Source organism: Pseudomonas sp. B3G-3 (genome assembly GCF_028640915.1).
In the GTDB taxonomy this organism is placed as follows: domain Bacteria; phylum Pseudomonadota; class Gammaproteobacteria; order Pseudomonadales; family Pseudomonadaceae; genus Aquipseudomonas; species Aquipseudomonas chlororaphis_I.
Genome location: NZ_JAQZAB010000118.1, coordinates 26,080 through 41,258, shown reverse-complemented (window position 1 = coordinate 41,258; position 15,179 = coordinate 26,080). Strand labels below are relative to the sequence as shown.

At 61.3% G+C, this 15,179-nt stretch carries 20 protein-coding genes; 3 read left to right on the top strand and 17 right to left on the bottom strand.

The window, feature by feature from the left end:
- Positions 1-8: 8 nt before the first annotated feature.
- Positions 9-935 (top strand): LysR family transcriptional regulator, encoded by a 927-nt coding sequence (locus PVZ80_RS22625; RefSeq protein ID WP_009047332.1) that lies wholly within the window; start codon positions 9-11, stop codon positions 933-935.
- Here PVZ80_RS22625 and PVZ80_RS22620 read toward each other — a convergent pair.
- From PVZ80_RS22620 to PVZ80_RS22610, 3 genes are all read right to left on the bottom strand, one after another.
- Entirely contained in the window at positions 932-1,294 is a 363-nt protein-coding gene (locus tag PVZ80_RS22620) for a diacylglycerol kinase (RefSeq protein WP_009047331.1), read from the bottom strand. The genes PVZ80_RS22625 and PVZ80_RS22620 overlap by 4 nt on opposite strands.
- Before the next feature lie 76 nt (positions 1,295-1,370).
- Positions 1,371-2,021 carry a response regulator transcription factor ErdR gene (gene erdR, locus PVZ80_RS22615; protein ID WP_009047330.1) on the bottom strand — a complete coding sequence of 217 codons (651 nt, stop codon included), beginning with the start codon at positions 2,019-2,021 and terminating at the stop codon, positions 1,371-1,373.
- Positions 2,022-2,355: 334 nt separating this feature from the next.
- Entirely contained in the window at positions 2,356-3,066 is a 711-nt protein-coding gene (locus tag PVZ80_RS22610) for a tRNA-uridine aminocarboxypropyltransferase (protein ID WP_103331124.1), read from the bottom strand.
- Positions 3,067-3,255: 189 nt separating this feature from the next.
- On the opposite strand from PVZ80_RS22610, the gene PVZ80_RS22605 reads away from it, so the two are divergent.
- The gene (locus tag PVZ80_RS22605) at positions 3,256-3,678 is read left to right on the top strand and encodes a PA3611 family quorum-sensing-regulated virulence factor (protein ID WP_007923938.1); all 423 of its coding nucleotides are present in this window, start codon (positions 3,256-3,258) and stop codon (positions 3,676-3,678) included.
- Position 3,679: 1 nt separating this feature from the next.
- On the opposite strand, the gene PVZ80_RS22600 is transcribed toward PVZ80_RS22605, so the two are convergent.
- Positions 3,680-3,874: a hypothetical protein gene (locus PVZ80_RS22600; RefSeq protein WP_009047328.1), complete on the bottom strand. Its 195-nt coding sequence runs from the start codon at positions 3,872-3,874 to the stop codon at positions 3,680-3,682.
- A gap of 483 nt (positions 3,875-4,357) precedes the next feature.
- On the opposite strand from PVZ80_RS22600, the gene PVZ80_RS22595 reads away from it, so the two are divergent.
- Positions 4,358-5,473 carry a TIGR00730 family Rossman fold protein gene (locus PVZ80_RS22595; protein WP_016702021.1) on the top strand — a complete coding sequence of 372 codons (1,116 nt, stop codon included), beginning with the start codon at positions 4,358-4,360 and terminating at the stop codon, positions 5,471-5,473.
- A 45-nt stretch (positions 5,474-5,518) separates the two neighbouring features.
- On the opposite strand, the gene recX is transcribed toward PVZ80_RS22595, so the two are convergent.
- The 13 genes from recX to PVZ80_RS22530 form a co-directional block, all read right to left on the bottom strand.
- Positions 5,519-5,986 (bottom strand): recombination regulator RecX, encoded by a 468-nt coding sequence (recX, locus tag PVZ80_RS22590; RefSeq protein ID WP_016702020.1) that lies wholly within the window; start codon positions 5,984-5,986, stop codon positions 5,519-5,521.
- 8 nt (positions 5,987-5,994) lie between these two features.
- Entirely contained in the window at positions 5,995-7,047 is a 1,053-nt protein-coding gene (gene recA, locus PVZ80_RS22585; RefSeq protein ID WP_009047325.1) for a recombinase RecA, read from the bottom strand.
- 83 nt (positions 7,048-7,130) lie between these two features.
- On the bottom strand, positions 7,131-7,631 hold the full coding sequence (locus PVZ80_RS22580) for a CinA family protein (protein ID WP_028681826.1): 501 nt from the start codon (positions 7,629-7,631) through the stop codon (positions 7,131-7,133).
- Positions 7,632-7,713: 82 nt separating this feature from the next.
- Positions 7,714-8,250, bottom strand: a complete 537-nt coding sequence (locus PVZ80_RS22575) for a lysis system i-spanin subunit Rz (protein WP_110175495.1) — start codon at positions 8,248-8,250, stop codon at positions 7,714-7,716.
- Complete coding sequence (locus PVZ80_RS22570) at positions 8,232-8,795, bottom strand: glycoside hydrolase family 19 protein (protein ID WP_110175494.1); 564 nt, start codon at positions 8,793-8,795, stop codon at positions 8,232-8,234. Before PVZ80_RS22570 ends, PVZ80_RS22575 begins: the two co-directional genes overlap by 19 nt.
- Positions 8,796-8,834: 39 nt before the next feature.
- Entirely contained in the window at positions 8,835-9,305 is a 471-nt protein-coding gene (locus tag PVZ80_RS22565) for a tail fiber assembly protein (RefSeq protein WP_273864582.1), read from the bottom strand.
- Between the two features lies 1 nt (position 9,306).
- Positions 9,307-10,671, bottom strand: coding sequence for a hypothetical protein (locus PVZ80_RS22560; RefSeq protein ID WP_016702015.1), 1,365 nt, complete (start codon positions 10,669-10,671; stop codon positions 9,307-9,309).
- 379 nt (positions 10,672-11,050) lie between these two features.
- Positions 11,051-11,692: a hypothetical protein gene (locus tag PVZ80_RS22555; RefSeq protein WP_016702014.1), complete on the bottom strand. Its 642-nt coding sequence runs from the start codon at positions 11,690-11,692 to the stop codon at positions 11,051-11,053.
- Positions 11,693-11,696: 4 nt separating this feature from the next.
- On the bottom strand, positions 11,697-12,551 hold the full coding sequence (locus PVZ80_RS22550) for a glycine-rich domain-containing protein (RefSeq protein WP_016702013.1): 855 nt from the start codon (positions 12,549-12,551) through the stop codon (positions 11,697-11,699).
- Positions 12,552-12,562: 11 nt separating this feature from the next.
- Complete coding sequence (locus PVZ80_RS22545) at positions 12,563-13,162, bottom strand: YmfQ family protein (RefSeq protein ID WP_016702012.1); 600 nt, start codon at positions 13,160-13,162, stop codon at positions 12,563-12,565.
- Entirely contained in the window at positions 13,150-14,190 is a 1,041-nt protein-coding gene (locus tag PVZ80_RS22540) for a baseplate J/gp47 family protein (protein WP_273864581.1), read from the bottom strand. The genes PVZ80_RS22545 and PVZ80_RS22540 overlap by 13 nt, the downstream gene beginning before the upstream one ends.
- The gene (locus PVZ80_RS22535; RefSeq protein ID WP_007923962.1) at positions 14,180-14,578 is read right to left on the bottom strand and encodes a phage GP46 family protein; all 399 of its coding nucleotides are present in this window, start codon (positions 14,576-14,578) and stop codon (positions 14,180-14,182) included. The genes PVZ80_RS22540 and PVZ80_RS22535 overlap by 11 nt, the downstream gene beginning before the upstream one ends.
- Positions 14,578-15,087 (bottom strand): phage baseplate assembly protein V, encoded by a 510-nt coding sequence (locus tag PVZ80_RS22530; RefSeq protein WP_273864580.1) that lies wholly within the window; start codon positions 15,085-15,087, stop codon positions 14,578-14,580. The genes PVZ80_RS22535 and PVZ80_RS22530 overlap by 1 nt, the downstream gene beginning before the upstream one ends.
- Between the last annotated feature and the right edge of the window lie 92 nt (positions 15,088-15,179).

Sequence of the window (15,179 nt, the reverse complement as noted above, 5' to 3'; positions counted from 1 at the left end):
ATATCGATATGCGATTCACTCTCCGTCAACTGCAAGTATTCGTCGCCGTCGCCCAGCAAGAGAGTGTTTCTCGTGCTGCCGGCCTGCTGGCCCTTTCCCAATCCGCGGCGAGCACTTCGATCACCGAGCTCGAACGGCAATCCAGTTGCCAGCTGTTCGATCGCGCCGGCAAACGCCTGAGCCTCAACGCCCTGGGCAAACAGCTGCTGCCCCAGGCGGTGGCGTTGCTGGACCAGGCCAAGGAAATCGAAGACCTGCTCAACGGCAAATCCGGCTTCGGCTCGTTGTCGGTGGGTGCGACCCTGACCATCGGCAACTACCTGGCGACCCTGTTGATCGGCAGCTTCATGCAAGTCCACCCCGAGAGCCAGGTCAAACTCCATGTGCAGAACACTGCGCATATCGTGCAACAGGTCGCCCACTACGAAATTGATCTGGGTCTAATCGAGGGCGACTGCAGCCACCCGGACATCGAAGTGCAAACCTGGGTCGAGGATGAGCTGGTGGTGTTCTGCGCCCCGCAGCACCCCTTGGCCAAACGCGGCCATGCGAGCATGGAGGAACTGACCCACGAAGCCTGGATTCTGCGCGAACAAGGCTCGGGCACTCGCCTGACCTTCGACCAGGCCATGCGTCATCATCGCAGCGCACTGAATATCCGACTCGAACTGGAACACACCGAAGCGATCAAGCGCGCGGTGGAGTCGGGGTTGGGGATTGGCTGCATTTCCAGGCTGGCACTGCGCGACGCCTTTCGCCGCGGCAGCCTGGTCCCGGTAGAGACGCCGGACCTGGACCTGGCCCGGCAGTTCTACTTCATCTGGCACAAACAGAAGTACCAGACCTCGGCGATGCGCGAATTCCTCGAGCTCTGCCGCTCCTTTACCGCCGGAGTGCAGCGCAGCGACGAGATCGTGCTGCCGAGCATTCCTTAAATCAGGATGACTGCCCAGACCACGGTGATCATGCTCAAGGCCACGAGTTGTGCGGCGCTGCCCATGTCCTTGGCATTTTTCGACAGAGGATGGCGATCCAGGGAGATGCGGTCGATCGCCGCCTCGACCGCCGAATTGAGCAATTCGACAATCAATGCCAACAGGCAGACCGCGATCAGCAACGCCCGCTCGACCCGGCTGACATTCAGCAGGAAAGACACGGGGATCAGAATCGCGTTGAGCAGCACCAACTGACGAAACGCAGCTTCGCCGGTGAAGGCGGCCCGCAGGCCATCGAGGGAGTATCCCGAGGCATTGAGGATGCGTTTAAGACCGGTTTGACCTTTGAAAGGCGACATAAATTAGGCAACTAGAACAATAAGGAATGGGAAAGCTAGTTCAACCAAAGTCAAAAAAGCGTGAAGAAATAGCCGGTTACTGGCTGGAAATTGACTCAAGTTGTTGCAGGAGCAGTGCCGCCTGAGTGCGGGTACGCACCCCCAGCTTACGGAAGATCGCCGTCACGTGGGCCTTGATGGTCGCTTCCGAAACGCTCAGTTCATAAGCGATCTGCTTGTTCAGCAAACCTTCGCAGACCATGGTCAGCACGCGGAACTGTTGTGGCGTCAGGCTCGCCAGGCCTTCGCTGGCCGCCTTGGCCTCAGCGGAGACGCTGACCTGTTCGAAGGCCTGCGGCGGCCACCAGACATCGCCGTCGAGCACACTGCGCACGGCCTGTTGAATGACTTCGAGAGAACTGGACTTGGGAATAAAACCACTGGCGCCAAATTCACGTGAACGCACCATCACGGATGCTTCTTCCTGTGCCGACACCATCACCACCGGAATCTGCGGGTACTGACCGCGCAACAGCACCAGGCCGGAAAAACCGTAAGCACCAGGCATGTTCAGGTCCAGCAGCACCAGGTCCCAATCAGCCTTTTCGGTCAGGCGGGCTTCCAGTTCGGCAATACTCGCCACTTCCACCAGACGGACATCCGGGCCGAGGCCCAGGGTCACCGCTTGGTGCAGTGCGCTACGAAAGAGGGGGTGGTCATCGGCAATCAGGATTTCGTATGTGGCCATTTTTCAAATGATCCTGTTTTTTATGGGAGAACCGATGCATTCGGTCCTCGCCAAGGCAACACAGGTGTCAGCCAGAATGCTGCACCCAAAGAGCACGATCAACGCCAAGAGCCCGAAAATGCGGCGTTTCAAGGATCGGTCGCGCCCTAATCGGCGCCAAGCATGCCCAGCGAAGCCGGGGTGGTCAAGCTTCGGGCCGTGCAGCATCTTAGCTTGCTAACTAATAAGAGTGCCATCACGCAAAGCCCGCGCCCTGCGCGACTGTGCCTCGATGCTGAGCGCGATACTGGTGGCACAACTCTGGCCGAAAAAACTCCAACCCCTGCCTCAGGCTTTACAGAAAAAGCTTGAGGCGCGTGTGCGTCTCGTCATCAGGGTCGATCTCAAGCTGGAACTTGGCCGACAAGTAATGGGTGCTGAACACATCCAGGTAAGCATCCAGCACTTCGCCGGCCTGCCGGTCGGCGGCCAGTTCCAGGCACAGCGCCGCAACCTCCGCGGTGCAGAAATGGTCATCGCGCTTGGAGCGCCGCAGCTTGTAGCGCGACAACTGTTCCGGCTCCAGGCTCAATACCGGCAAGTGCTCTAGATAGGGGCTCTTGCGAAACATCTTGCGCGCTTCGCTCCAGGTCGCATCCAGCAGGATAAACAGCGGGCGCTTGCCCGCCTCCAGGCGGACTTCGCTCACCACCCGCTGTGGCGCGACGAACTCTCCGGGGAACACCACATAAGGCTGCCACTGGGGATCGGCCAGCAAGGCCAGCAATTGTGGGTCGACTTCCGTCCGTGACCAGGGGAACGCCATGGTGTCTTCTATGACATCGGCGATCAGCCAGCCGGTATTGCTCGGCTTCATGGGTTCGACGTCATGCATGATCAGGCACATCGCCGACTGCGCGGAAACCTTGGGGCGCCAGGCGCACATGCAGTGGCTGGGAATCACCCGACAGCCCGCACAGCGTTCCGCCCGGGAACCACGGGCAGTAAAAGGCCTGACCGCACGCGCAAGACGTTGGGCACGCAGGCGGGAAACGGCGTGACTCATTAGAAGCCGCCCTGACAGAAAGAAGGAATCGACACGAAAGGAACTCGGAAAGCTGAAAATTCGCACAAGTTTATCAGAGCTCTCTGCTCAAACCTGTACCGCCTACCCTCGCTCCCCTATAATTCGCCGCCACTGAACGCACAGTCGCGTGACTGGTCGAAGCATCAGTCACTGAACCAGGAGAGTTTCATGTTGCGCTTTATCGTTCCCACCGCCGCCCTTCTGCTGGCCTTGCCGTTCAGTGCTCAGGCTGCATCGCTGCAAGACTTCGAACTGAACAAGACCCTGCAGAAAACCGCCGAGGAAAGTAACGTCGGCACGCCTCGGGAAGTCAACGAGAACATCCTCGACCAGGGTTATACCGTCGAAGGCAAGGAACTGATCAACCACCTCAGCGTCCAGGCCGAACACGCTGAAAAAATGCGCGCCAACCCCAAGGCGGTCTACCTGCAACTGGGCGCCAGCGTTTGTCGTGACCCGAACTACCGCAAGCTGATGGCCAAGGGCGCAATCATGCGCTACGAATTCACCGAAAACCGCACCAACCGCCCGGTCGCTTCGGCGCGCTTCCAGGAGTCGGACTGCCCGGCCCCGGCGAAGAAGAAAAAGTGATTCAGTGCCCTGCTGCGCGCCGCTGTTGATCATCGGCCCGCAGCTCCGCCAACAGGGCCTGCAAGTAGCTCGAACGGCGCTCCCCACCTTCAAGCCGGCGTCGGCATTCCTCTTCAAGAGTCAGATGATTGGCGTCTGCCGCTGACTTCAGCAGTTGATACAGCTGCGCATCTATATCCAGCACGACTTTGTGCATGACCAGCCTCCGTGCCCCCACTCGCCATTACCTGCGCGACAACCCCGTCCCGTGCATCCTGCCCTTTGACGCCAAGCTGTCTTGCTGGCGCTGTAACTTAGTAAATCAGAGCCCCCACTGGTTGGTACTCGTTCAGACAAGCGGTGAAAACACTGCGCGCCTGCGGCAATAAGTGATTGCCAGCCCCGACTTTCAAGGGCCATGATCAAGTCAGCGCGAATCATCATGAAGGTCTAGATTTCAAAGTGTTCATGCTGAATTTTCCTGGGTAGATCCGGAGGCTGCCCAAGCGCGTCTTGCAGTGCACATGCTTTCTAAATCAAGGAATAGCAGAACCTGTATGGATGGCCCGCTGGCCACGCCAGGGTTTTTCCACCCTGGCGAATCAGCCGCCAAAGCCGGGCTGACAGCGACACATGCAGTGTCGGGATGCCAACGAATGCTTCGTTCGTGTCAAAGGTTCTGTGCAGAAGGAGAAGTTGAATGCCTTACGAACCGAATGACCTCCTCAGTCGTCATTTTCAGAGCAACGGTATCGATCTCAGCAAGGTCGAAGAACAACTCAACCTGATCGCCCCCAACAGCCCCAACATCCCTCTTTATCGCGACATGATTCTCACCGTCCTGCGCATGGCCCAGGACGACCTCAACCGCTGGAACGCGAAAATCACCCTGCAGGCCCTGCGCGAACTGGAACACGCTTTCCGCGTACTGGAACAGTTCAAGGGACGACGCAAGGTGACGGTATTCGGCTCCGCGCGCACGCCGATCGAACACCCGCTGTATGGCCTGGCGCGAGAGCTCGGCGCGGCCCTGGCCCGCTCCGACCTGATGGTCATCACCGGTGCCGGTGGCGGCATCATGGCCGCGGCCCACGAAGGTGCCGGTCGCGATCATAGCCTGGGGTTCAATATCACCCTGCCCTTCGAGCAGCATGCGAACCCGACGGTGGACGGTACAGAGAACCTGCTGTCCTTCCACTTCTTCTTTACCCGCAAGCTGTTCTTCGTCAAGGAAGCCGATGCCCTGGTGTTATGCCCGGGTGGCTTTGGCACGCTCGATGAGGCGCTGGAAGTACTGACCCTGATCCAGACCGGCAAGAGCCCGCTGGTACCGGTGGTGCTGCTGGATGTCCCGGGAGGGACCTTCTGGCAAGGAGCGTTGGACTTTATTCACAACCAGCTCGAGAACAACCGCTACATCCTGCCAACCGACATGAAGCTGATGCGCCTGGCGCATAACACCGAGGAGGCGGTGGAGGAAATCAACCAGTTCTACAGCAACTTCCACTCCAGTCGCTGGCTGAAACATCAGTTTGTCATTCGCATGAATCACAAGCTCAGCGAACCGGCGCTCGAGCAGATGCAGACGGCTTTCGCCGACCTGTGCCTGAGCGATCGCTTCCATCAACATGCTTACAACGTGGAAGAACACAACGAACCGGAGTTCAGTCATCTGGCACGCCTGTCGTTCACCTTCAACGCCCGCGACAATGGTCGCTTGCGCGAGCTGATCGACTTCATCAACCTGCCGGAAAACTGGGCGGTAAATCAGGCCAGGACGTCACAACGCAGCAGAGAACCGATCAAGGTCACTTGAGCGCAAATGCAGCGGCCCGCGCATTCGATTCGCGGGCCCTACAGGTCAGTCGTCCACCCTTCGGCCGCTCAACAAGCGGCCGATCATGTCCATCGAATATCCCCGATAGCCCAGAAAGCGGCCTTGTTTGGCACGCTCCTTGGCATCTATCGGGAAATGCCCGGCAAACTTGCGCTGCCAGACCTCTTCCAGTTGCGCCTGCCAGTCAATACCGCTCTCACGCAGGGCGAGCTCGATATCGGCACGCTGCAAACCGCGCTGGCTGAGTTCTTCGCGAATACGCATGGGGCCGTAGCCGGAACGGGCACGATAGGAAACGAAACTTTCGAGGTAACGGGATTCGGATAACAGCCCCTCTTCCGTCAAACGGTCGAGGGCTGTTTCGATCATCTCGGGAGAGGCGCCGCGCTGACGCAGTTTACGCGTCAGCTCGACTCGACCGTGCTCGCGTCGCGCGAGCAGGTCCATTGCGGTTCGCCGCACCGCGACGAGGGTATCGAGTACGGCGGTCATCGGATCGATCAGATATCCGCGTCAGCCATGTCATCGATGGTCTCGTTGACCGGCGAAGCTTTGACATCAGCGCTTGGAGCCAGCAGCTTGTCGCGAATCTGCTTCTCGAGGGCATTGCCGATTTCCGGATTGTCCTGCAGGAACTTGGCCGAGTTGGCCTTGCCCTGACCGATCTTGTTGCCCTGGTAGCTGTACCAGGCACCGGACTTCTCGAGGAAACCGTGCAGCACGCCCAGATCGATGATCTCGCCGTTCAGGTAGATACCCTTGCCGTACAGGATCTGGAATTCAGCCTGGCGGAACGGTGGAGCCACCTTGTTCTTGACGATCTTGACCCGGGTTTCGCTACCGACGACTTCGTCGCCTTCCTTCACCGCGCCAGTACGACGGATGTCCAGACGAACCGAAGCGTAGAACTTCAGCGCGTTACCGCCGGTGGTAGTTTCCGGGCTGCCGAACATCACGCCGATTTTCATACGGATCTGGTTGATGAAGATCACCAGGCAGTTGGCGTTCTTGATGTTACCGGTGATCTTGCGCAGCGCCTGGGACATCAGGCGGGCCTGCAGGCCCACGTGCATGTCGCCCATCTCGCCTTCGATCTCGGCCTTGGGTACCAGTGCCGCCACGGAGTCGATCACGATCACGTCGATGGCATTGGAGCGCACCAGCATGTCGGTGATTTCCAGCGCCTGTTCGCCGGTGTCCGGCTGGGAAACCAGCAGGTCGTCAACGTTGACCCCCAGTTTGCCGGCGTATTCCGGGTCCAGTGCGTGCTCGGCGTCGACGAAGGCGCAGGTGGCGCCCATCTTCTGTGCCTGGGCAATCACGGACAGGGTCAGGGTGGTTTTACCGGACGATTCCGGACCGTAGATTTCAACAATACGGCCTTTTGGCAGGCCGCCGATGCCGAGCGCGATGTCCAGACCCAGAGAGCCAGTGGAAATGGCCGGGATCGCCTGGCGATCGTGATCGCCCATACGCATTACGGCACCCTTGCCGAATTGACGTTCGATCTGACCCAGGGCCGCAGCCAAGGCTTTCTTCTTGTTGTCGTCCATTAAAGTCCTCACGTAATCAATAAGGCCTGACGGCCAACACCTGTATAAGTAGCCAGTATTATTCCACAGCGTTCGTGGATCGCCTACCCCTGTTTTGAGATTTCTGCCGCGGCATGTTGCAGCAAGCCCTCTAGCGCGGCCTTCACCGTTTGTCGGCGGACTTCGTCCCGATTCCCGGCAAAGTGTCGGCACTCGGCCGTTACTGCCTCTCCGACGCCCCAGGCCAGCCATACGGTGCCCACCGGCTTCTGCGGCGAGCCGCCATCCGGGCCGGCCACGCCGCTGACCGCCACGGCAAAACGCGCCCTGCTTTTGCCCTGCGCGCCCCGCACCATCGCCTCGACCACTTCGCGGCTGACCGCGCCGACGGAAGCGAACAGCGCTTCCGGCACCCCCAACTGCTGGGTCTTCTGCCGATTGGAGTAGGTCACATAACCCGCCTCGAACCAGGCCGAACTCCCGGGAATGCGGGTGATGGCCTCGGCAATCCCGCCACCGGTGCAGGACTCGGCGGTGGTGACGTGGGTATTCAGAACCTGCAAGCGTCGGCCAAGTTCAGCGGCAAGCTGGGTGATTTCGTTCACGGTCCTCTCCTGATCGGGCTGGCGGAGGTCTTACCGTACACGAGCGATGCGCGCTTGCAAGGCACGCAGCGGATCAAAATGTTTAGCGGCCCAGCGCCCTGACGTAGGCCTGGCACGCCTGCAGGGCGATCAGTCCCCGGTCGCCGGCATCGGTGATGCCGACAATTCGTTGAGCATGCGCCGGGTCAAGTCGGGCTCGCGGGGCTCCATGAACCAGGCCGCCGGCGGCGGCGGTGGCAGGCACTGTACAGCCGGCGGCGCTGTCGTGGGCGTCGAGGAGGACTGACAGGCGCAGATCAGCAGTGGCAAGACGGTCGCGCAGGCGACCTTGATCACGTTGTGCATCGCTCAAGGCTCGGTAATGGGTTTGGTCGCTGGCTTGCAGCTGTTGCTCCAGGGCCAGGCGTTTGTCCTGCTCGTCCCGCTGCCGGGCAGCGGCCGCCAGGTTCAGCTGATTCAGCGCTTCACCGTACAGCCTGGCCTGCTCCGCCAGTTGCCGGCCAAAGCGCCAATCCTGGACCTGCCAGGCCAGCGTCCCGGCCACGCCGGCCACCACGGCCAGCAGCACGACGACAGCCATTGCCCGGTAAGACAGAGGCATCAGGCCGAAGGCTGGCATAACACCTCCCGCGCCCGCGCCCAGAGCTGCAGACGATCTTCCAGCCCGTTCAAGCCGCCGTTGATCCGCCGGGTGATGCTGTTGAACTGGTCGCGGTCGGCCAGCTCGTTAAGGCCGTTCTGCTGCCAGAACCAGGCGGCCGACTCGGCGGCCCATTGCGGCTGCTCCAGCAGTTCGGGCAACGCCAGCAAACGCTCGTCACCGAACAGTCCGAGGCTGCATTGCCGGTAGTTGCTACGACCGGTGACCTGGATCAGGCCACGACCCCGGTATCTCTGGCCGTCGCCATCGGCCTCCGGGGTATTGCCCAGACGGGCCGCCAGGCTGCCGGTGTCGTATTTGCTCAAGTACTGGTCATTGCCCAGCTCCCGCACATAACGCAACTGCCCCGACTCATGACCGACCTGCGCGAGAAAGGCGGCCATGCGTTTGGGCGTATTGATATAGCGGTGCACCATGGCGGCGTTAAGCGCAGAAATAAAAACGCCCGCTTGGGAGCGGGCGTTGGGCATGATCTGGCGCAAAGCGGGTTCAGTAATCAGCATGAGTGAAAGTCCTCCAACGCAAACCTCTGCAAGCTGGCCTCACTCACCAGGAGCCTCGGGCCACTCGACAACCGTTGGAAACCCCTCTTGCTCTTGCAGTCGCGACAGCAGCACCCGGTACTTTTTCCAGGCACTCAGAGAGACCTTCTTGTTGGCCAAGGCTGCGATTTCCTTATCCGTGGCAATTTCAAGTTCCACGGAGTCCTGCAGGATATTCAAGTCAGCCTGCAACTTCTCGATCACGGAATTGGCGACAGCCGTCAGCTCGGCGCGTTGTAACAGCACATTGCTCTTAATCATATCCACCCCCGGCTCGGCGATATCACCAAATTCCAAAGCCACCGCACGATCAAACAAGTCCCGACCATGAGACTCCGGGTCATTTGGAGAGGCGGTAAATATAATTTCGCCAAGAGAGTCCTTGGTATCTTCAAATGTCACATACAGGTTAAGCGTTGTATGCGCCACGTCATTCCAGCAAGGTGTATGAGCACTTAGTACTTTCATCATCTCAAGAAACCCTCAAGCATAGAGTTGTAGAGTCGGAACTGGCGCCGTCTGTATTTCTGACCCCACCCATAATTCGCCAGGTGCCAGCAGGTGCGCCGCCCCAGTCATTGCCATCCGCAGCGGCGTACCTGCAATTCACACCCGCCACAAGGGAGCTGGGCCCGGTGCCGCCACCGCCGCCAACAAGCAAGAGCGCATAGGAGCCAACCGCGCCTGTGCCAGCCGTGGCCTGCGCAGCTACCGCCTTCCAGTTACCGATATGGTCAGTCCAGATAGCCCCAAGATCGGTAGCATCGACTTGCGCCTTGAGACCCGAGCCGTCGGACCAGCCCAGCATTACCATATTAGAAGTCTGACCATTCCCCCCACCCTGGCGTACGGGGGTGTAGCCGAGCTTAAGTTGAAGAGCATAAACACCATTATCGGAAGCCCTTCTGAAGTAGGGAGTGTTCGGGTCATTACTTGCAAAACCGGCATAGGTAATCCCATCCCTTAGAACACGCTCACCTAAAAAGGAATTAACCTGAGTCGAGGTATATGCGTCGGTAATGCCATACCCCCCCAAAGTAGTCGCAGCCCTGGCCAGCCCCACATATTCGTTATTATTCTTATTGCGCATATAAGGAGCTGCCGAGTTGCCGCTGGCAAAACCGGCAATAGAGCAAGCATCGGAACTGATTTTGGCATCCAACAGAGTATTGGTCGCCGTTTTGCTGTAAGCGTCAGTAATCGCATAACCGTCCAGGGTGGTCGGGTTCGATCCCGATGTGACCTGGCCGCGTGCATTGACCACTACTTTCCGATACTCCCCGGCAGCCACACCGGTGGCACCCGCCATCAGTTCGAAAACCAGGGGCGTGGCACCGATGGTAATCGGTCCTGGGGTGGTCATTTGCCACATACGCGACTTGTTAACCTGCCCTTCATCCGTCCCGACAATAAAGTTAGAGGTCACCTGATAATCCAGCGCTGCATCCGGTGCTCGTGACCAGGAATTGGCCGAAACGATATAAAGCCCGTTCTGCGCTGCATTAGCCTGGTCCTTGACCAGCACACGATCGGCGACCGTGAGCTGCACGCCATCGATGGCTTGCAGACCGCTCAAGGCAACGGAGCCCGTGGTGGCGACACGCACGGAGTCCTTGAAATCCCGGGCAGCGAAACTCTGTATCGCCTGCAGCAACTGAGTGGTCGATGCCTCGTCGGGGACCAGACCGGCCGACTTGATGACGTTCAGGATTTCCTGGGTAACCGCATTGCCCCAGGTAGCGGGAATCAATGATCCCGGGGTACCTGCCACCGGGTTTTCGTCGACAAACTTCCCATTCAGCAACCCGACACCGGGCACGCTCTTTGGATAATCCATTGCTCTATTCTCTAGTCATAATTGATGTTCGCCAGCCCATGGGCCGGAGCACTGTGTTGAATAAGGTGTTGCGGAGCGCTGCCAGTGCCTGTCACGAAGCACTGGGGCCGAAACGCCGACCCAGCGACAACCATCCGCCGGCGTTGAGGGGTCAAGTGAATTGCGCCTTCCAGGTACCGAAATGATCGAGCGCCCCATGCAAGACGCATGGAGCCCGATAACAGAAGCGCTCAGATAACCTAGGCTGCGGGCAACTTCGACGAAGTACGCCGCGCGCTGATCGCTATGGCGAGCAGGCGCCACGACAATGAAACTCACCGAACCGCTGGCCGCTGAGCGGCCTTGAACGGCTGCTTGAAACGCAACACGGCAATCCAGTTCAGTCGCTGACAACCTTGCGAATCGCCTCGATCGCTGCCTCGCAGACGTCTTTCGCAGCCTCCTGCTTACCCTTGCCGGCCTGAGCCCGGATGCGCTCTTTTGCCTGCAATCGCAGCGTGCGAAGTGCGAGCAGCTTGCCGCTGAGCTCGGCCGCCTTGTCGAGAATCTGGTCGGCTGCTGCCTTGGCGGTACGGCCTTTCACTACCCAGGCGCTTACCGCGAGGGGCACCGCCTTTTTGGGGTACCCGGCCTCCTTGAAAGCCTGAGCGTCGCTGGCGACCTGGGCATACTCCATGGCACGCAGCGGGTCGCCGCCGAGCATCTGCCGGGCGGTGTCAGCCTCTGCGTCCACTCGCAGGCAAAGTTGCTCCGCCTCCTGTTCGGCGATGGTCGCGGCCTTCAGGGAGTCCAGCGACCACTGGCTACCGTCCCAGTAGTGAGCGGCGGAGGGTGGAGGGACATCGACCCGAGTCAGTTCGCCATCCAGCACGAAATGCAGCGCATCTTTCTGCTTCCATTGTTCGGCAGTGACCAGCAGCACCTTCATGGCCGGAGCGGGGGCGGCATAGGCAAACTGATCAAGGTCCTGCCAATCAATGACCGTCCCCGATGTCACGCAATAAAGAATTTGTTTGCTCATATTTTCACCACTCGATCAGCATGAAACCGGGCACACCATTGCCACCTGGCTGGGCAAGACCGGCACCCGCGATGTAATAGCCACCCGCTCCGCTGCCGCCAGCGCCATAACCGTAGGCGATCTTTCCCGCCACCCCGGAAGTTGTGCCGGACCTGGAGATGCCCCCTCCCGCACCATAAAGACTACCGGCCCCGGGGCCGCCAATGCCGGCAACAGTGTTGGGTGAAACATCCGTGGCATCACCTCCCGCAGGAAAACCCGACCCGCCCGGAGCACCAGGGACATAGCTGGAAAGATTGGCCCCGGAACCCCCGCCGTTCCCGCCAGACAGCGACAGCAGGGAGCCGGCTGTACCGACCCATGTATTTCCCCCGCTGGTCGCCAATACCGCGCCACTGCCACCCACCCCCGCCGCCCCGATCACCACAGGAATGACCTGCCCCGGCGTCACGGTGACAGGAAAGCGGATAACCGGCTGCCCCGCACCGCCCCCACCGCCGCCAGAAGCAGTCCCACTCGTCCCCCCAGGGCAAGCCCCTCCACCGCCCCCACCCGCGCACCCACTCAGCCAGATCTTCGTCACCCCCTCCGGCACGGTGAAGCTGCCATTGGCGGTGAAACGCTGAATACCCAGCCCCGCGCTCTTGCGGCTGATGCTGCGGATCGCGCTCAGCAGTTGCGTCAGGTTCGCCTCGCTGGGCGTCAGGTCAGCCGCCGTGATCACGGCCAGCAGTTCCTGGGTCACCCCATTGCCCCAATCCGCCGGAATCAGCGATCCCGGGGTACCGGTCAGCGGGTTCTCATCGACGAACCTGCCGTTGACCAACCCCGCACTGGGCACGCTTTTCGGATAATCCATCGGTCTATCCCCTAGTCATAATTGATGTGCACCCGCGTATGGGCCGGTGCGCTGCGGTGGATCTGGCATTCCAGGGCCGAGCCCGGGTTCATGCCGAAACGTTCGCCCCAGTAACTCGCGCCAAAGCGCCGGCCCAGGAGCAGTCGCCCACCGGTGTTGAGCGTCCACATGAATTGCGCCTGCCAGGTGCCGAAATGCGCGTCACCAAAGCGTGCACGGCCCATGCGCGGGGCTTCGTGCTCGGTGATGGTGGCGTTCGGATAACCTTGGCTGCGGGCGATCTCGATGTAGTAGGCGAGCGCCTGGCTGCCGACGGCCAGCAGTCGCCGGCGCACGGCCAGGCGGCGGTCGTCGAACAGCGGGGTCGCACCCAGGCAGGGGTCGGGCAGGTTCATCACCCGCTCCCAGTCCGGCACCAGCTCGCTGGCGCCGGCCGGGTCCATTTCGTTGAGCAGGTCGGCGGCGCGGGCGTCGAGGCGGGCCAGTTCCTGGGAGACGCCTTCGAGCACCTCCTCGAGTTCCGGCACCCGCTCCGGGTCCCAGGCCGGGCCGCTGGGCAGCAGGCTGCGCAGCTGGCTCTGGTACTGCGCGGCGGTCCTTATTCCAGCCATACGCAACCTCCGAACGTCAGCAACTGGTTACTGGCGGCGGGGACATCCGCGATCGGCGTGCTGAGCCGGTGATCGTTCTCGCCGGCGGCACTGCTGATGGCCTCGCGGATATGGCTGATCAGCAAGGTGTCGCCCAGGCCGGCCTCGCGGTTGTGCAGATCGCGCAACTGCGCCTCGACCGCCGCGCGCACCGCGCTGGTGTCCGGCGACAGCCGCAGGCTGTAGGTCACGGGCGACTGCTGCGGCGCCAGCACATGCAACTCGGCCGTCACCGGGCGCAGCGGTTCGATGTAGGCCTTTACCTCCGCCAGTTGCTCGGCATTCGGGATCGGTTGCGTATCGTCGTCGCGCATCACGAACAGCCCCACGGTGCCCGGCCCCAGGTAGCTGCCACGGCACCAGGCGCGGGTAATCCCCGGGCATTCCAGCGCCCAGGTTTCATAGTCCTGGGCCGAGCCGCCGTGGGGGATGATGCGGTAGGAGCGGATCACCCGCGCGCGCAGCGATTCCAGGCTTTCCGCGGCGACGCCGCCGCTCAGACCGGGAGCGAGCACGATAAAGCTGTTGCCGACGCCCTGGATCGGTTGCACCGGGATCAGCTCCAGGCCAGCCTCGGCATTGCCCAGGCTGCCGGCGTCGAGGGCCTGGATGGTGGTGCTGTTATTGCCAGCGCTGGTGGTGCGGGCGGCAGTGACTTTGTAGGTACGGCCGTCGCTGGCCTGCAGCAGGGTATCGACGTCCAGCACCGCGCCTGCCGCGGCGCTGAAGCTCACCGAACCGCTGGCCGCCTGGGCGGCCTTGCGTGGCTGGTTGAGGCGCAGCGCGGCGATGCGCTCCAGGGTCGACTCGTCGGCCTTGTCCGGCAGGATCTGATCGGCGATCCAGTCCAGGTAGCCGTAGAGGCCATAGGCGGCGCCACCTAGGGCGCGGGCCAGCACTTGCGCATCGGACTGGCGCAGCGCATCGCTGGCCAGGTCGCTTTGGGTGCGCTTGATCAGCACCGGCAGCGAAGGGGTATCAAAGGGCATAGGTCACCTGCCAACTGTTATCGGGGTTGATGTCCAGGCGTTCACCGTTGGCCAGGACCAGCGTGGTGCGCAGGTTCAGGCGCTGGTCGTCGAGACGTTCGCTGATGATCTCGACCGCGCTGCAATGGCCATCGTCGATCAGCCATTGCAGGGCTTCGCGGGCATAGAACTCGGCGTCGAGCTGGGTCTGGCGGGTGAGTTTGACCCGGCGCAGCAGCCACAGCCGCGAGCCGATGCGGTCGTCGGCCACGGTGGGAAAACTGTCGCCCCACCAGCCGAAGCGCTCCTCGTCGTCCAGCGGATCGTCGTCCGCCGCGCGGCGCCAGGTGAACAGGCTGATCAGCACGGAACGGGTCAGTGCGCGGTGCAGGTCTTGGCTGATAAACATCATTGGCCTCCCGCCGGCGCGCCGGTCTGCCCGCTACCGGACTGCACGCCGCCATGCACGTGCTTGATCTGGCTGATGCCACCCGCGACCTGATCGCCCTGGGAGACGATCTTGCCGGTCTGGGTCAGGGTCGGGGTGTCGATGTGCACCGCGCTGCTGGCGCGGATATTGAGCGTGGCGGTCTCGATGTCGATGATTCGCCCGCGCTTGAAATGAATCTTGTCGCCTTCGTCGGTGTAGATCGCCACTTCGCCGGGGGCCAGGGCCTTGAGGCGAAAACGGCGGTCGGCGACCACCAGCACGACGGCATGGGAGCGGTCGCCGCCGAGAAAGGAGGCGATGCCTTCGGCGCCGGCCAGCGGGTTGCTGGTGAAGCCGTAGGGTTCGAAGTGCTCCATGTCGTCGTTCACTTCGCCGGCGGTCAGGCGCATTTGCAGCGATTGCAGTTTGTTGGCCGAGTTGGCGAGCACGACGGTGCCGCGCGCCAACAGGCGTGTCAGTAGGCTCATGGTTTTTTCCTTGACCTCTGTAGGAGCGAGCTTGCTCGCGATGGAGGCAGCACGGGGTGTCAGGCGGAGCGCTATCGCGAGCAAGCTCGCTC

Excerpts from the sequence above, each read along its gene's own strand:
- PVZ80_RS22560 (WP_016702015.1), bottom strand. The coding sequence starts at position 10,671 with ATGGATTATCCAAAGAGCGTGCCCGGTGTCGGGTTGCTGAATGGGAAG.
- PVZ80_RS22555 (WP_016702014.1), bottom strand. The coding sequence starts at position 11,692 with ATGAGCAAACAAATTCTTTATTGCGTGACATCGGGGACGGTCATTGAT.
- recX (WP_016702020.1), bottom strand. The coding sequence starts at position 5,986 with ATGACCGCCGTACTCGATACCCTCGTCGCGGTGCGGCGAACCGCAATG.
- recA (WP_009047325.1), bottom strand. The coding sequence starts at position 7,047 with ATGGACGACAACAAGAAGAAAGCCTTGGCTGCGGCCCTGGGTCAGATC.
- PVZ80_RS22570 (WP_110175494.1), bottom strand. The coding sequence starts at position 8,795 with ATGCTGATTACTGAACCCGCTTTGCGCCAGATCATGCCCAACGCCCGC.
- PVZ80_RS22535 (WP_007923962.1), bottom strand. The coding sequence starts at position 14,578 with ATGTTTATCAGCCAAGACCTGCACCGCGCACTGACCCGTTCCGTGCTG.
- PVZ80_RS22600 (WP_009047328.1), bottom strand. The coding sequence starts at position 3,874 with ATGCACAAAGTCGTGCTGGATATAGATGCGCAGCTGTATCAACTGCTG.
- PVZ80_RS22595 (WP_016702021.1), top strand. The coding sequence starts at position 4,358 with ATGCCTTACGAACCGAATGACCTCCTCAGTCGTCATTTTCAGAGCAAC.
- PVZ80_RS22605 (WP_007923938.1), top strand. The coding sequence starts at position 3,256 with ATGTTGCGCTTTATCGTTCCCACCGCCGCCCTTCTGCTGGCCTTGCCG.
- erdR (WP_009047330.1), bottom strand. The coding sequence starts at position 2,021 with ATGGCCACATACGAAATCCTGATTGCCGATGACCACCCCCTCTTTCGT.
- PVZ80_RS22620 (WP_009047331.1), bottom strand. The coding sequence starts at position 1,294 with ATGTCGCCTTTCAAAGGTCAAACCGGTCTTAAACGCATCCTCAATGCC.
- PVZ80_RS22545 (WP_016702012.1), bottom strand. The coding sequence starts at position 13,162 with ATGGCTGGAATAAGGACCGCCGCGCAGTACCAGAGCCAGCTGCGCAGC.
- PVZ80_RS22540 (WP_273864581.1), bottom strand. The coding sequence starts at position 14,190 with ATGCCCTTTGATACCCCTTCGCTGCCGGTGCTGATCAAGCGCACCCAA.
- PVZ80_RS22530 (WP_273864580.1), bottom strand. The coding sequence starts at position 15,087 with ATGAGCCTACTGACACGCCTGTTGGCGCGCGGCACCGTCGTGCTCGCC.
- PVZ80_RS22625 (WP_009047332.1), top strand. The coding sequence starts at position 9 with ATGCGATTCACTCTCCGTCAACTGCAAGTATTCGTCGCCGTCGCCCAG.
- PVZ80_RS22550 (WP_016702013.1), bottom strand. The coding sequence starts at position 12,551 with ATGGATTATCCGAAAAGCGTGCCCAGTGCGGGGTTGGTCAACGGCAGG.
- PVZ80_RS22565 (WP_273864582.1), bottom strand. The coding sequence starts at position 9,305 with ATGATGAAAGTACTAAGTGCTCATACACCTTGCTGGAATGACGTGGCG.
- PVZ80_RS22575 (WP_110175495.1), bottom strand. The coding sequence starts at position 8,250 with ATGCCAGCCTTCGGCCTGATGCCTCTGTCTTACCGGGCAATGGCTGTC.
- PVZ80_RS22610 (WP_103331124.1), bottom strand. The coding sequence starts at position 3,066 with ATGAGTCACGCCGTTTCCCGCCTGCGTGCCCAACGTCTTGCGCGTGCG.